Consider the following 14,566-nt stretch of genomic DNA (forward strand, 5'->3'; position numbering starts at 1 on the left):
CCCTATGAGATCTCGCGGAGACCTAGGATCTTGGCTAACGTGATGCGGATGTCGTAGGTCGGCTCCCAGACCAGTGCGACTAGATCGTCGTACTCGGCCGCAGTCCGCAGGAGGTCCAGTACATCACCCTCGAAGACATAGAACGAAGTTGCAACGGCGCGCGCCGCCTGGCTGAAGCGCTCGTACTCGTCACTCGATCGGAAGTGAATCGAGTAGCTTCCGTCGTCCCGTGCTCCGGTGGACACATTCCAGCGGTTTTCAAAAACATCGAGTATGTGCGCGATGGATTCGGCATCGTGTGGCTTGTCGAAGAGATCGGCACCAAGGGCGGTCCGGGCGGAGTCCTCCAGGCAAGTTCCTTCCCAGATGACCTCTACATGGCGCTCGAACTCGAGCTGTTCCAGGTGCCATTCTGTCACTTCGAAAAGATCCGTTTTGAGGTACCTTCTCGCATTCCTGGCGAGCCGAATGATGGGGGCATCGAGGAGATCTGATCGGAGCGAACCTGCACCCGAGTCCGAAACCATTTGACGGATGCTCTGGATGAGCTCTTTGCAGTGGTAGTCCTTGATGAATCGGAAGTAGTAGGAGGCCACGCGCGGCAACCCACCCCAGATCGAGTCCTGCGACAGCGCGTAGAGATGTTGAATGGATTCGAATTCGTCAATAAGCTTCGCCTTAGTTGGGGAGACAACCAGATTCAGATCCGTCGGGCTCCAACTCCCGTGAGCTTCGTACTCGAACTTCTTCTTGCACATCGAGTAAATCGTCGACTGGACGCAGGCGTTGTAGAGCTCGGTGCTCGCACAGTAGCCAATCTCACAGTGGTAATTCAGGTTGTAGCGCGAGAGCTCGTCGTCGGCGGTTCGCTCGAATATGTACTTGGCAGACAGCACATCTTTCCCAGCTCGCTCGAGGATCAAGTCTGTCTCCGGAGATTCCCCAGTCGTCGGCGCGTCAGCACGTCGTAGTTCCTCCACAACCTCTTCGATCCTGGATTCGACCTGCCGGCTGATCAGGTAGAGCGAGTCTCGTACTGCTTCTATTCCGATGCGCTGCGTCTCGTCCTGAAGCATCATTCTGTCGACAAGCCGGTCGAGGTCAGAGAGAAACGGGTAAATATCACTCACCCGCTTATGCCGCGCGCCGCGGGAGTTCTGCTTGGTGAAGGCCTCGGTCATGATGAGTCCGAGCGCGAAGATGTCCGCTGGCTTCCCGATTCCTCTTGCATTGTTTTTCGTCATCTGCTCAGGGGCCAGGTAGTTGCGGTTGACTAGGAGGTCACCTCGTTTGGTGAGAGACGAGTCTTTGAAATGAGCGATTCCGAAATCCGCGAGGACGAGCCGTCGGTTGTCGCTGTCGACGAGGATATTCTCGGGCTTGATATCGCGGTGCACGACGTCCTTAGCATGCACGTAGGCGAGGCCATCGCAGAGCTGCGTGAGGTAGTTGAGAAGCACCTCGTAGTTGGTCTCCTCATCAATGATCTCGCGTAGGTTTTTCGAGTAAAAGTCCATGGTGTAGTTGAAGTAATCCGCGTCCTCGTTTTGCGCGTGGATTTTCACGACGTTTTGGTGCCTCGCTGCAATGCCGAAGGTGATCTCATTGCGGAATCGCTCGTGCCGTTCACTCGATCCCTCGGCCTTTGCGATTCGCTTGAGGGCGTAGATCAGTCCATCGGCCGAGGAACGCACCCGCCAGACCTTGGCCGCCCCGCCTTGTCCGAGGAGTGACTCGAGGGTATAGACGACATCGTCGATCTCAAGAACTTCGCGCTTCTTCATGGTGATCAAGCTACATGGCCCTGCGACGAGGCGCGGTGCGCACCTGGCTGTCATCATCACGTCAATGACAGAAACCATTGTGATCGACAGTGTTGGGCGTCTCTGAACGACACCAACTGTGGCTCTAAACGACACGGTTCATGGTTCGCGGCAGTGGCCTTCACTCGCACCGTACGTGGCCACCACGTAATCGGGGCAGTAACGGCGATCAGACGGTCCACTCTGTGCCTGCGCGAACGCGGTTGCGCCTGCGCACCTCCCAGTCGTACGCATCAACCGACTGAGGGAGCCACCGATGATCGACATCACACCTAACGGGACGGGCCTTCCCGGCATCGAGCAACTGCGCATCATTGTCGGCGCCGTGATGACCGTCGGACTGATCCTGAGCGTGCTCGCGCTGATCATCGCGGCGATCGTGTGGGGCTTCGGCGCCAATTCGTCCAACCCGCACCTCGCCTCGCGCGGCAAGGTGGGCGTGCTGGTCGCCTGCGGCGCCGCCATCATCTGCGGCTCAGCCGTCACATTGGTGAACTTCTTCTGGACCGTCGGCCAAGCCGTCTGACCCCGATTCCCACCTGAACGGGGCTCCAGATGAGCGTGTGCGACGTGCCGGTAATCGCCGACGTCTGCAGGACTGCGGGTGAAGGCGCCGCTGCATTGGTCGCGGCGCCGTTCGATTGGCTTGCGCATGCGATGGGCTCAGCCGCAGCCTGGCTGTTCGAGTCCGTCTGGGCAGCTTTTGATTCCACCACGCTCGTCGACGTCACCGACCCGGCGTACATCGACGTCTACAACGTGCTCTTCGGCGTGGCCGTCTTCGTCACCCTGGTGTTGTTCTGCCTTCAACTTCTCACCGGCCTCGTTCACCGCGACCCGACAGCGCTCTCCCGAGCCGCGATCGGCGTCGCTAAGTCGGTACTCGGATCATTTGTCATCATCACCATCACCGGCCTGCTCCTCGAAATCACGGATCAGCTCACGATCGGAGTCGTCGTCGCGAGCGGCAACACGATGGAAGGCATGGGCGACCGCATCGCCCTCCTCGCCACCGGCCTCACAGCCATCAGCCTCGGAGCCCCCGGCGTCGGCGCGATCGTCACCATCTTCCTGTCCTCACTCGCGATCACAGGCGCGGCCATCGTCTGGTTCTCCCTCCTCATCCGCAAAGCCCTGCTGCTTGTGGCGATCGTCTTCGGGCCCATCGCGCTCGCCGGCGCGACCTGGGATGCCGCCAAAGGATGGTTCTCGAAATGGGTCGCGTTCGTGATGGCCCTCATCCTCTCGAAACTCGTGCTTGTCGTGATCTTCTTGGTGGCGGTCGCGCAAGTCTCGGCACCGATCGATGCCGACCTGGCCTCCGTCAGCGATCCGATCGCCGGAATCGTCTTGATGTTCATCGCAGCCTTCGCCCCATACATCACCTACAAATTCCTCAACTTCTTGGGGGTCGACATGTACCACGCGATGTCCAGCGAACAGGAAGCGAAGTCGGCGATGAACCGCCCCGTCCCGGTACCGAAAGCACCGATGGTCGACGACCCGAAGAAGATCCTCGAGCCCAGCGGTGACGGCGGAAACGGAAAGGCACCACAAGGCGGCCCCGCCCCGACAACCTCATCGAGCGGTGGAGGGCCTGGTCCCACATCGTCGGGCAATGGATCGGGCGGTGGCGGCGCTGCCGCCAAGGGCGCATCCGCCAAGGCTGGAACGGCCGGCGCAGGCGCAGCAGCAGGGGCGGCGACCGCGGGCGTCTCCGTCGTCGCGGAAGTCGTCAAGGCCGCGGCCCAAGCCGGCCCGAACATGGCCAGCACGGTCGGACAGGCAGCGGATGCCCACAGCCAGTCCTCGAGTAACACCGCCACACCCAGCACATCACGGCCATCACCCGGGACCTTCTCCCCACCAGGCAAGGACGTGTAACCATGGACACCGAAAATACCCGCACCGAATACCCACTGCCAGCAGTTCAGTTTTCACGCCTCACCAAACGAGGCATCATGCTCGGCCTATCGGTCCCGCAATTGATCGCCCTGTCCATCGGCACGCTCACCATCGTCACCGTGCTCTACACGACTGGCGCCTCCGGCATTCCCTGGACTGCTCCCCTGTGGGGCACCGCCGCGTTGATCGCCCTCATTCCCCTCGGGGGTCGAAAGATCGTCGAGTGGGTGCCAATCGTCAGCCGATGGATGCTGCGCGCCGGCACAGAGCAGCTCACGTACCGGCGTCGAATCGTGCACCCACGCCCGGTCGGCACGCTGTCGCTGCCGGGCGACGCATCCGCTCTGCGCGAATGGAACGACCCCGAGTCAGGCGCGGTCATGATCCACGACCCTCACGCGCGCACTCTCACCGCGGTCGTGGTGGTATCGCACCCGGCCTTCGCCCTGCTCGACCCCGGGGAGCAGCATCGCCGAGTGGCCGGGTGGGGACGAGTGCTCGCCAGTGCCTGCAGGTCCGGGCGAATCGCGCGCCTGCAGGTCTCGGAACGCACGCTGCCCGATTCCGGCACCGGACTGGCCGAGTGGTGGGAACGGCACGGCAGCAACGACGACAGTTGGGCCGCCGCCACCTACCGCGAACTCATCGCGCGCGCCGGCCCCACCAACGAACGCCATGCGACGACGATCAGCGTCTCCCTAGACCTCACCGCTGCCTCACGTCAGGTCCGCACGCAAGGCGGCGGCATGCGCGGCGCGGCGGCCGTGCTGCGCCAGGAAATGACCGCCCTCACCGCGTCCCTGCGCGCAGCGGACCTCACCGTCGGCACTTGGCTCGCTGCTGACGAGCTCGCAAGAATACTCCGCACGGCATACGACCCCGACGTCGGCGTCGACTTAGAACGCCACCCGGATATCGGGTGCTCGCTGGAAACCGCCGGCCCTGTCGCCGTCGCTGAAAGCTGGGATCACCTCCGCACCGACAGCGCCTTCCACGCCGTGCTCTGGATCAGCGAATGGCCCAGGTCACAGGTGTTCCCCGGATTCCTCTCCCCCATGGTCTTCACCAACGGCATCCTCCGAACAGTCGCGCTGCACTACCTGCCCGTCCGCACCGATCAGGCGGCGCGCGACCTGCGCAAGAAGAAGACCGAACTGATCAGCGACGCCCACCAACGCACCCGCATCGGCCAAATAGCGGATGCCGGAGCCACCGCCGAATACGACGACCTCCTGCACCAGGAGGCCGACCTCACCGCCGGCCACGGCGTACTGCGCACGACCGGACTCGTATGCGTGACCGCGCCCACCCTCGACGAGCTTGACGCCGCCGTGGCGTCGATCGAGCAGGCCGCCATCCAGGCATCCTGCGAAACCCGCCGACTCGTCGGCCAACAGGCCCAGGCCTTCACCGCCGCAGCGCTCCCCCTGTGCCGCAGCGTGTAGTCCTGATGAGAGTGGATCAATACCCCAAGCCGGGCCTAACGCTCAAGTTGAGCTCAGGTGCACGGCCCCCTATCTGACATTGATATAGGCACGAATAATCCGACCGTCATGCAGTTCGCCGTAGATGGGGTAGGCCCCGTCTCCCCAGGCCGTGTGGAACACCACCCCGGCACCCGCGTGCCCCATCTTGAAGCCGAGTTCTCCATATCCATCGGGATTCGTCGTCTCACAGGCTCCTCTGAAGGAGTACGGAGGAAGGGCCTGGGCATTGTCATCTGCGGGATCTGACCTGACTTGACGGGACGGGGTGTCTCCCGGGGTGCCATCGTGTGCCAATCTGCCCTGCCATTCGTCATCGATGTAACACGGATCGGTGATCATGAGCATCCCGCTATCGACGCCCACTTCGCCCAAAAAGACGACTTGAATTTCGTGGTCCTGCGGCATGTCGTCATCCTCTTCCCGTTCCTCGAGAGCGAGCATCAGCCTGAAACCACGCGTTCGAAGGAGGTCAGATTCTATGTTCGCCTTCTCGCGTTGCAGGGCAGTGAGGGACTCCGCATTAATTTCTTTGTCGTCCTTGAGGCGGATGATCTCGCTTTCACGGGTCTGTATGCGTTCCTCCAGCGTGCGCTCCATGAACTCTGGAGATCGCTTCTCTAACTCCTGTGCCTTGTCCTTCCAGAAATCTCGGTTTTTCTCGACACTCGATATCTCCGCAGCTCGTGCGGTCAGGGCAGCTTTCAAATTGCCGACGTACAGCCTCCAGATAAATGCGCCAGCAACCAACGCTGCCGTGTTCATGGCGAGCTGTAGAACGTCCACTACTGAACTGACCCATGGTGGCATAACTGCCCCTTTCTTCCCAGATACTGGTAGCCAACCAGTGAAATTACCGATGGCTGACAACGCGGACCAACTCTTGGCCTAAGCGTCCAACCTGCTCCCCGGTTTCGCAAACGGGTAGCGGCGGGAATCGAGCTCGCGGAACGCCGAACTCGCGCAGGATGGTGCACAAGCTGCTGGGCGGGGAGCTGCTCGGCACACGGGCCGGGGCATCACGCGAACCGCCTCGAAACCTATGTGTCTCACCCATGGATTTTGACACAGGGATTCGAGACACCTCGCCCATGAATCGGCAACCCGCCGGAGGGATGCGCGGAATCAAAGGCACGGAGCGCGTTCCCCTGACGGGTTTCCGCTCAGCGAGAAAGCCGATGCCGATCGCACCGCGGGCGATGATGACTCCCCCCTGCGCCGCAGCGTGTGAACGGTGCACACCTGTCGTGTGAAGCACTCAGATTGGAGCCGACATGTTCGACCAACATCCACAACCACCAGACTCCCGATGGATAAGCGTCATCTTTCTGCAGGGAGAGCAAGCCGAGGAACTTCTGGGCATGATCGATCGCAACGGACCCGCTGTCGCACGCCAGTTTCTCCAACAGTGGGACTACGGCGAGCAGACCACCGATGCCGCCCTCACGAACGGGTATGTCTACGACCACATTCCGGCCGGAACGACCGACCGAACCATCGAAGATGCCGCCTCCCCGTACGCGCTGACCTACAGCACGCAATTCCGGTACGTCTCGCTGCTGCGGCGGTATCCGGTCGCACCTGAATGGGAACCCGCGCTGGCACCGGCAAGCACGCCTGGGATTCGAGCACGCCACGCCGCCGACATCTGGGCCCCGACCCGAGACCGGACGACGAACATGGCAGGGCACACGGTCGCGCTGTGAGAAACGCCGACACAGACGAGCGGATGCACACAGCCTCGCTGGTCGAACCGCACGGCGAGCCACGCCGCGACCGCCACGCCCGACGGAGATCCGCGGCGAAGATCGAAGCGGATGCCCGCAAGGCCAAGCGACTCGAGGCACGCACCCGCTGGCGCGCCGAGCGGGACGAAGCACGATCGAGGACCTACCTGGCCGCGAGCGGAGAATCGGGTCCCGCCCAATTGCGGATGCCCGGGCTTCTCCGGCTCCCCAAACACCAGGACACGTCAGCGACGCTCTCGGGTCACTACCCGTTTCTGGCCGAGGCGGGGCTCGGCTCGGCTGGCGTCTTCGTCGGGCAAGACCTCTACTCGGGCGGTTCGTTCGTCTACGACCCCTGGGTGCTCTACCAACGCGGCCTGATCACCGCCCCGAACATCGTGCTGGCCGGCATCGTCGGCTCTGGAAAATCCTCCCTGGCGAAGTCCCTCTACACCCGCTCGCTCCCCTTCGGCCGCCGCGTCTACGTGCCCGGCGATCCCAAGGGCGAGCACACCGCCGTCGCCGAAGCCGTCGGCGGCAAGGCCATCATCCTCGGCCACGGACTCAGTAACCGACTCAACCCACTCGACGAAGGACACCGGGCAGCATCCTCATCCAATGCCGAATGGTCGGCACAACTGACCGCGCGGCGCCGCGACCTGATCGGCGCCCTCGCCGAAACGGTGCTCGATCGACCCCTCAGCCCCCTCGAACACACGGCCATCGACCTCGCGTTAGCGGATGCTGTGCGGAGCGCCAAGGTACCAATCCTGCCGATGGTCGTTGATCGCATCCTTGCCCCGAACCCCACGGACGACGAGGGCCGGCTCGCGGAGGACGGACGCCTTGTTGGCCATGCGCTGCGACGGCTGGTGGCCGGTGACCTCGCCGGGCTCTTCGACGGACCGTCCACCGTGCGCTTTGACCCCTCTCTTCCGATGGTGTCGCTCGACCTGTCGCGGGTGGCGGAGAACTCGACGCTTATTTCGGTGCTGATGACGTGCTCGTCGGCGTGGATGGAGTCCGCACTTGCGGATCCGGACGGCGGCCAGCGGTGGGTCATCTACGACGAGGCCTGGCGGCTCATGGCCTATCCGGCGCTACTGCGCAGGATGGACGCCCAGTGGCGCCTGGCCCGCCACTTCGGGATCGCGAACATGCTCATCTTCCACAAGCTCAGCGACCTCGACAATGTCGGCGACTCGGGCTCCGCCATGCGCGCGCTCGCGTCGTCACTGCTGGCCAACGCGGAGACTCGCATCGTTTACCGCCAGGAACCGGACCAGCTCGGATCCACAGCATCCGCTCTCGGTCTCACCCGAACCGAACAAAATCTGCTCCCCACGCTTGGCACCGGGCAAGGGCTCTGGCGTATCAAGGGCCGCAGCTTTGTTGTGCAACATCAACTCCACCCCGACGAGCTCGCGGCCTTCGACACGACCGCCCGGATGACAGGCGAGTCCACAATGCGGGGCACGCAACGCACATCTCATACAAATTGAGGAGGGACTGCCATGACCGAGAGCGTGATGCACGACGAGCGAGAAGCAAGAATAATGCTCGCGGCGCTGTCCGAGCCCGGCGATGTCATCACAGGAACGTTGATCGCTCGGCTTGGCCCGGCGGAGACGGTGCAGCTGATCACCTCGGGCGTTCGCCTTCCGAACGGCGTTGACCCCGCAGAGGGCGAACTGTGGCGACGCCGGCTGGCTCCGCGCCTCAACCCCGGCCAGGTCGATCGCATCCGCGCCGACATGGAGCGCCACCATCTGCGACTGCTGACGCCAGAGGACATCGACTGGCCCGGTGAGCTGCAACAGCTCAGTACCAGCGCGCCGATCGCGCTCTGGCTCAAGGGCGACCCGAATCAACTCGCGGCGCCGCTGCCCGCCCGAGTTGCCATCGTCGGCGCCCATGCCGCAACTGCTTATGGCAGCCAGGTCGCCACCGAACTCGCCTCCGATCTCGCTTCGCAAGGCCGCTCGATCGTGTCTGGGGGTGCCTACGGCATCGACGAATCAGCGCATCGAGCAGCTACCGTGTCCTATCCAGGTTCGACGATCGCCGTCCTCGCCGGCGGCCTCGACCGGCTCTACCCGACCGGCCACGAGCAGCTCTTCGAACGCATCGAACAGAGCGGCGGACTGTTCGTCAGCGAACTACCGCCCGGATCCGCCCCAACACGGTGGCGGTTCCTGCAACGCAACCGCATCCTGGCTGCCCTCACGGGCGCGACCGTCGTTGTGGAGGCGGGGCATCGATCCGGCTCGCTGAACGTCGCAGCTCAGGCCCACGCCCTGGGGCGACCCGTCGGCGCCGTTCCCGGCCCGGTGACGAGCCCGGCGAGTGCCGGCTGCCATCGGTTGATCCAGGAAGGGATCGCAAGCCTTATCACCGATGCACAGGATGTGACTGACCTGCTGGACTCGACCGTCGGCTTCTCCGGAGACCGGACCTTCGCATACTCCCCCACGAGACGGTTCACCCGAACCGGCCCTCACCTAACGTTCTAACACTTCCGCCGAACGGGGACACGACCGATGAACACTCCGCGACCGCACGCTGCGCTTGGCGATGAGCTTGCCAACCTGGGCATCGGACTGCTGATCAGTACGGCGGGCTTCGCCCTCCTCCTTCGTGCCGCGGGTGCTGTCACCTCCTGGGCGACCAGCACCCGGCAACCTGCCGGCGGGCCGGCGACCGGGCTTGCCGTGCTGCTCGACCCGGGTCATCCGTCGGCGGCTCTGCAGGCACCCGGCCTGAACCCCGTCGCCTACTGGCTTACTACGATCTTGATGCTCGGTCTGGCGGTGACGGCGGCATTCTGGTTATGGCGGGTGTTCCGAGGCACGGGCCACACGGCCAAGGTCGACCCTCACCACATCCTGGGAATAGCGACGAGCGCCGAGGTATCGCGGGCCGCGTCACACTCGGCGCTTATGAAGCGCGCGGCGCACCTTCGACCTTCCCTCAAGAACGCCGGCCCCGGCGACGTCGGCTACCGAATCGGCCGATCCCGCAACACCACCGTCTGGGCGAGCGTCGAGGACTCCATCCTGGTCATCGGTCCGCCGCGCTCCGGCAAAGGGGCGCACATCGTGATCAATGCCATCCTCGACGCCCCCGGTCCGGTCGTGACCACGTCCACTCGCCCCGACAACCTGACGACAACTCTTCGCGCACGGCAGCGGATGGGCCCCGTCGCGGTATTCGATCCCCAACGGCTCGCAGCGGGCGTGCCTGTAGGACTTCGGTGGTCGCCGATCCGGGGCTGCGAAGACCCACTCACGGCGATGATCCGCGCGTCAGGACTCGCCGCCGGCACCGGACTCGCTGCAGGCGGAGTCGACGGAGGCGGATTCTGGGAAGCCAAAACCCGAACCGCCCTGCAATGCCTGCTGCACGCGGCAGCGCTAGACAGCTGCCAGCCCGCCGAGCTGTTCCGCTGGACCCTCGATCCGGCCGCAGCCCACGACGCGGTCTCCATCCTGATGAGCACCCTGGCCGCGGCCACCGGCTGGGGCGACTCCCTCCAAGCCATGCTCGAAGCCGACCCCCGCACGCGCGACTCCATCTGGCAGGGCGTTTCACTGTCGTTGGGTGCGCTGGCCGACCCGCGCGTGCTGGATGCCGTCTCACCGAGCGAGGGCGAGGGGTTCGACCCCGAAGGGTTCTTGCGTAGCAATGGCACCCTGTATCTCCTCGCCACCGGAGCGGGCTCGAACAACTCCGCCGCGCTCGTGTCCGCGTTCGTCGAGGACCTGGTCGAGACCGCACGCCGCATCGCCGCACGAAGCGCGGGTGCGCGCCTCGACCCACCGTTGTTGCTTGCGCTCGACGAGATCGGCAACCTCGCACCACTCCCCTCCCTCCCGAACCTCATGGCCGAAGGCGGCGGGACCGGCATCACGACCATGCCGGTGCTCCAGTCACTCTCCCAGGCACGCACAAAATGGAGCGACAACGCGGCCGGCACTATCTGGGACTCATCGATCGTCAAGATCGTGCTCGGCGGAGGATCAAACTCAAAAGACCTCCACGACCTCTCGACCCTCATCGGCGACCGCGACGAGGCCACTGACTCCACGACCATCGGTGACCGCGGTTCACGCTCAGCTCAGCGTTCCATTCGCCGCGTCCCGATCATGCCGCCCGACACCATCCGCACCCTGCCGTTCGGCACCGGTCTCATCATGCTCCGCGCGGCCCCACCCATCATCGCGAGCTTGCACATGTGGACCGCACGCCCCGACGCAAAGATGCTGCGTGCCAACCGGGAGGAAATCGAAGGATTGATGCGCGAACCCAATTTCGACCAGCCCGCGGAGCAACCTGCCGGCCAAGCGGAATAGCGGTTCTTCGGCCGCGATCGCCCAGCCTAAGCAAGATCAGGACGGCCGACGGTCGACGGTCAGCGGGTAGCCGCGTCTGATTGGCGATGAAGTCCACTTAGCTGCGACCTGAACCCCAAAGGTGAGGGCTCGATTCTGGATGCCGCTTTACGCGATGGTGATAATCGGTGACGAGGATAGCGATCGCGAGGATATCGATCGCGACGAGATCGATGAGTAGCTCGCGATCGTAAAACCGCCGCATTGAGATTTCAGTGTCTGCTCGTCGAGGGAGTCCGTCGATGACACAAGGATGGTGCGTGATGCCTTGCGAGCAAGTAGCTGACGCTAACCACGAAGCACGAGCGCGATCCTTACAAACCTCCGGCCGAGGTCCTTTCTATGACAGCGATGCCGGTCCCGATGCGAGGATTCGACACAGCCCCCGAAGCTCATCGAGCTCGACCAGAGCTCGCGGGTTGCCGTCGAGATTGAGTAACGGCGCTTGGTCGAGGATGAGCGCCGCTTCGGTCGCCCGGACGTCGGCTTCAGGGAGAACTACCCAATTGACCTCAAGATTCGCGTTGATCCACCCGACGATGGCCTCTCGGTCCTGCTTCTGGAAGCTGAAGTTGTATTTGTTCGCCTTGGAGGCCAGCGATCCGGCCAGCGGACGATACCCGAGCACCGCCCCGACGCTTCTAAAGAAAGTGCCGTGGCCGCGTCCGCGAAGCTCGTTACCGAGCATGCGCTTCTTGAGCGACGTCCCTTTACCGATGTAGATCAAGCGGGTCCGGCGGACAGAAAGTAATGTCTCGAACGGTTCGGGCAGTTCCACGCCGCCCGCAAGCCGAATGGCGTAAACACCGAACGCATCCGGCACATCCTTGTCAATCTCGCCTGCAGGCCTGAATGACGCGTCTTCGAGCAGTGTGACGCTCACCTGTCGTTCCTCACGCCTCGACCGCCGCACGCTCCTGCAGGCGCTCCCGAATGATCTCGAAGATGTTGTCGGGGAAGCGCGGCTTCACCCGGTGCTTTGTTCCGGTCTTCATTTCCTTGACCAGCTTCTCGATGGATTCGGCGTGGTGGAAGTTGCCACCGGCCGCGAAATAGGCTCGGAGCCAGACATCGACCTCGATCGTGTAGCCGTCCGTTGAGAACGCGCGGACGAGCTGCACAACGGCGTCCTTGCCGGGTCCAGAGCTCAGCCCGTTGTACTGATGATCGATCATCATGCGACAGGCCTCGACCATGAGTGGGGCTGGCGCCGTCAAGGCCTCGCCGGTGTGAAGATTGAGCGCACCTGAGCCGTCAAGCCAGGTCCGTACGACGTCGCGCGGTGACCAGACGAGCACGAACAGGCGACTGACAGAGCCAGTCTCCACAGCTTCGCGAATGAGCTCGAGGTCCCGTTGCTCGAACGGATGAAGCACCGCAATGGCATGGTCGATGACCTTGTCATCGCGCTTTAGCATGCCGACCTCTCGGATATTGAACAAGGTGCGCGTCGTCCGGTCGGGCGCGACAAACTCGGCGGCCTCGACATCGGCGCCGCGCTCGTCATTAACGAACTTCTCTACGTCGGTCACCGCGAAAAGATACGGAGCCTCACCGATCCACTCGCGGATGACCGCACTCTGCGGCTCCATCGCGGTGCCGTGCTGAGCCCAGTCTTCGCGCACCATGTATGCAATTTCAGTCATGAACATATGCTCTCAGAAGCCACCGACGTCCTCCGTCACTGTCGACTCCGCGTCGGTGGAGATTCGATCCAGCGACGGCGACGGACGCCAAAGGCTCGCCACATCCGGGCCGAGGTTCATCGCTTCTTTGATGCGTTCCAGCTCCGCCCGGAACGAAGGGCTCAGCCGTGTCGGAAGTGTTGTCTGCAAGTCCCTTCTACTGGTTTGACACAAACTGTCGGATCGCTCTGCATAGCCTTTTCAGCCCCATCCCCGAACCTGGCCACTTCCTTTTCTCCATGGAGCCAGTCGAGCAGAGCAACGTTGACGCATCCGGCCGACGCTGCAATATCAACATTGAAGTCCGGTCGCTTGGGACATCGCACACGCGGGCCGGCATGCGGCAGCCCCTGGGCAGGACCATGGACGTGGCGCGGAGCGCACCTCTTAGTTGACGTGGATCAAGACGGTTCGCTCTGTTACAGGAGGTTGAGTTTCATGGCATTTCACACCCAACAATCGCTGTCAGGTTTCATCGCCTCGGAGGCGCAGCAATCGGTCGCCGAGAACGGTGAAACCCGTTTCAGCGTCCGCATCGGCCAGCCGCACTTTCGTCGCGAGGACAATGGCAGTTTTACCGTGCTCGAGCCGACCTTCCACGACCTCGTCGCCTACCGAGCCACTGCGGATCGGGCGCTCACGCGGTTCGCCAAAGGTGACAGCTTCGTCGCCGAAGGCTACGTTCGCAACTTTGAGATCGAGCGCGAGGGCGAGATCATCCAGCGTGAGGAGTTCGTTGCGAAGAAGATCGGCCACGACCTCGCCCGCACCAACTACGACGTCGACCGAAAAACACGCCGCTCACCCACCAGTCCCGAGCGGGACGCATCGGCCACCCAGCAGGTCATTTCCCATGAGGCAACGCCCGTTCGCACCGACTCCGCCGCAATTGGAATCTGACTGCGGCGATGGTAGAACTCCCGATTGAGTGGCCGCCCGGCGGTGACGATGCCCCGCTCGGCGAGGAGTCAGACGACCTCGACGGGCCTCTCGTTGTAGAGCCGCCGCATCCGGTCAATTGGAACCTCCTCACCGGCGACGAAGCCGAAACCGAATGGATCGAACTCAACCGGTGGGTGAACTGGCTACGACGGACGTATGGACTCCCAGCGTCCGTCGTGCCACCGTTCTGGCACCGGCACCCCGAACTCGTCTGGGAGCTCTCCGCCCTGCACCTGCACTGGCTCTGCGCCTACGACCCCGACCAGCACGGCTCCGCCCCCTTCGGCTGGCACCGTGATTTCGCCGACGCCCGCCAACGCCTCCACGACTGGGTGGCAACATCCGGCACGCGCTTGGATCGAGACCGCCCCACCCGTCAGACCACCTGGCCAGGAGAACCGCCCGCCGACGCCATCGAGGACATCCCGATCGGCGACCGCGACAAGGACTTCGCCCAGTTCGTCACCGACGACGTCGCCAAACGACGTCAAGCCGAGGCTGAGTTCTATGCTTGCGCCAAATCCAGTTGATATGCCGCCAGAGCAGACGTCGCGAAGAGCGCAATCGGGTTTGCTCCGCGTGATCCGCAAATTCCACGTGCGGCAAGAA

Annotated in this window: 14 protein-coding genes; 9 read left to right on the forward strand and 5 right to left on the reverse strand. The window is 63.3% G+C overall.

Annotated elements, in window-relative coordinates; genetic code table 11:
• Positions 1-2: 2 nt before the first annotated feature.
• Complete coding sequence (locus tag E3O45_RS10275; protein WP_166789460.1) at positions 3-1,784, reverse strand: serine/threonine-protein kinase; 1,782 nt, start codon at positions 1,782-1,784, stop codon at positions 3-5.
• A gap of 295 nt (positions 1,785-2,079) precedes the next feature.
• On the opposite strand from E3O45_RS10275, the gene E3O45_RS10280 reads away from it, so the two are divergent.
• The 3 genes from E3O45_RS10280 to E3O45_RS10290 are packed head-to-tail and all read left to right on the forward strand — an operon-like array spanning position 2,080 to position 5,173.
• The gene (locus E3O45_RS10280; protein ID WP_134443321.1) at positions 2,080-2,349 is read left to right on the forward strand and encodes a DUF6112 family protein; all 270 of its coding nucleotides are present in this window, start codon (positions 2,080-2,082) and stop codon (positions 2,347-2,349) included.
• 29 nt (positions 2,350-2,378) lie between these two features.
• Positions 2,379-3,707 (forward strand): conjugal transfer protein TrbL, encoded by a 1,329-nt coding sequence (locus tag E3O45_RS10285; RefSeq protein WP_134443322.1) that lies wholly within the window; start codon positions 2,379-2,381, stop codon positions 3,705-3,707.
• A 2-nt stretch (positions 3,708-3,709) separates the two neighbouring features.
• Positions 3,710-5,173, forward strand: a complete 1,464-nt coding sequence (locus tag E3O45_RS10290; protein WP_134443323.1) for an SCO6880 family protein — start codon at positions 3,710-3,712, stop codon at positions 5,171-5,173.
• A 69-nt stretch (positions 5,174-5,242) separates the two neighbouring features.
• On the opposite strand, the gene E3O45_RS10295 is transcribed toward E3O45_RS10290, so the two are convergent.
• Positions 5,243-5,998, reverse strand: coding sequence for a DUF4241 domain-containing protein (locus tag E3O45_RS10295; RefSeq protein ID WP_166789461.1), 756 nt, complete (start codon positions 5,996-5,998; stop codon positions 5,243-5,245).
• A gap of 488 nt (positions 5,999-6,486) precedes the next feature.
• On the opposite strand from E3O45_RS10295, the gene E3O45_RS10300 reads away from it, so the two are divergent.
• The 4 genes from E3O45_RS10300 to E3O45_RS10315 are packed head-to-tail and all read left to right on the forward strand — an operon-like array spanning position 6,487 to position 11,291.
• Positions 6,487-6,918 carry a hypothetical protein gene (locus E3O45_RS10300; RefSeq protein WP_134443325.1) on the forward strand — a complete coding sequence of 144 codons (432 nt, stop codon included), beginning with the start codon at positions 6,487-6,489 and terminating at the stop codon, positions 6,916-6,918.
• A 23-nt stretch (positions 6,919-6,941) separates the two neighbouring features.
• Positions 6,942-8,441: an ATP-binding protein gene (locus E3O45_RS10305; RefSeq protein WP_134443356.1), complete on the forward strand. Its 1,500-nt coding sequence runs from the start codon at positions 6,942-6,944 to the stop codon at positions 8,439-8,441.
• 12 nt (positions 8,442-8,453) lie between these two features.
• Positions 8,454-9,452, forward strand: coding sequence for a DNA-processing protein DprA (dprA, locus tag E3O45_RS10310; protein ID WP_134443326.1), 999 nt, complete (start codon positions 8,454-8,456; stop codon positions 9,450-9,452).
• A gap of 27 nt (positions 9,453-9,479) precedes the next feature.
• Positions 9,480-11,291 (forward strand): type IV secretory system conjugative DNA transfer family protein, encoded by a 1,812-nt coding sequence (locus tag E3O45_RS10315; RefSeq protein WP_134443327.1) that lies wholly within the window; start codon positions 9,480-9,482, stop codon positions 11,289-11,291.
• Positions 11,292-11,670: 379 nt separating this feature from the next.
• On the opposite strand, the gene E3O45_RS10320 is transcribed toward E3O45_RS10315, so the two are convergent.
• The 3 genes from E3O45_RS10320 to E3O45_RS17540 are packed head-to-tail and all read right to left on the reverse strand — an operon-like array spanning position 11,671 to position 13,165.
• The gene (locus tag E3O45_RS10320) at positions 11,671-12,213 is read right to left on the reverse strand and encodes a GIY-YIG nuclease family protein (protein ID WP_134443328.1); all 543 of its coding nucleotides are present in this window, start codon (positions 12,211-12,213) and stop codon (positions 11,671-11,673) included.
• A 10-nt stretch (positions 12,214-12,223) separates the two neighbouring features.
• The gene (locus tag E3O45_RS10325) at positions 12,224-12,958 is read right to left on the reverse strand and encodes a hypothetical protein (protein ID WP_241985315.1); all 735 of its coding nucleotides are present in this window, start codon (positions 12,956-12,958) and stop codon (positions 12,224-12,226) included.
• Between the two features lie 30 nt (positions 12,959-12,988).
• The gene (locus E3O45_RS17540) at positions 12,989-13,165 is read right to left on the reverse strand and encodes a hypothetical protein (RefSeq protein ID WP_166789462.1); all 177 of its coding nucleotides are present in this window, start codon (positions 13,163-13,165) and stop codon (positions 12,989-12,991) included.
• 288 nt (positions 13,166-13,453) lie between these two features.
• On the opposite strand from E3O45_RS17540, the gene E3O45_RS10330 reads away from it, so the two are divergent.
• Entirely contained in the window at positions 13,454-13,915 is a 462-nt protein-coding gene (locus tag E3O45_RS10330; protein ID WP_134443329.1) for a single-stranded DNA-binding protein, read from the forward strand.
• Positions 13,916-13,923: 8 nt separating this feature from the next.
• A complete protein-coding gene (locus E3O45_RS10335; protein WP_241985316.1) occupies positions 13,924-14,487 on the forward strand; it encodes a DUF4913 domain-containing protein in 564 nt (187 codons plus the stop codon).
• Positions 14,488-14,566 lie beyond the last annotated feature (79 nt).

The organism is Cryobacterium sp. TMS1-20-1, assembly GCF_004402355.1.
Lineage (GTDB): Bacteria > Actinomycetota > Actinomycetes > Actinomycetales > Microbacteriaceae > Cryobacterium > Cryobacterium levicorallinum.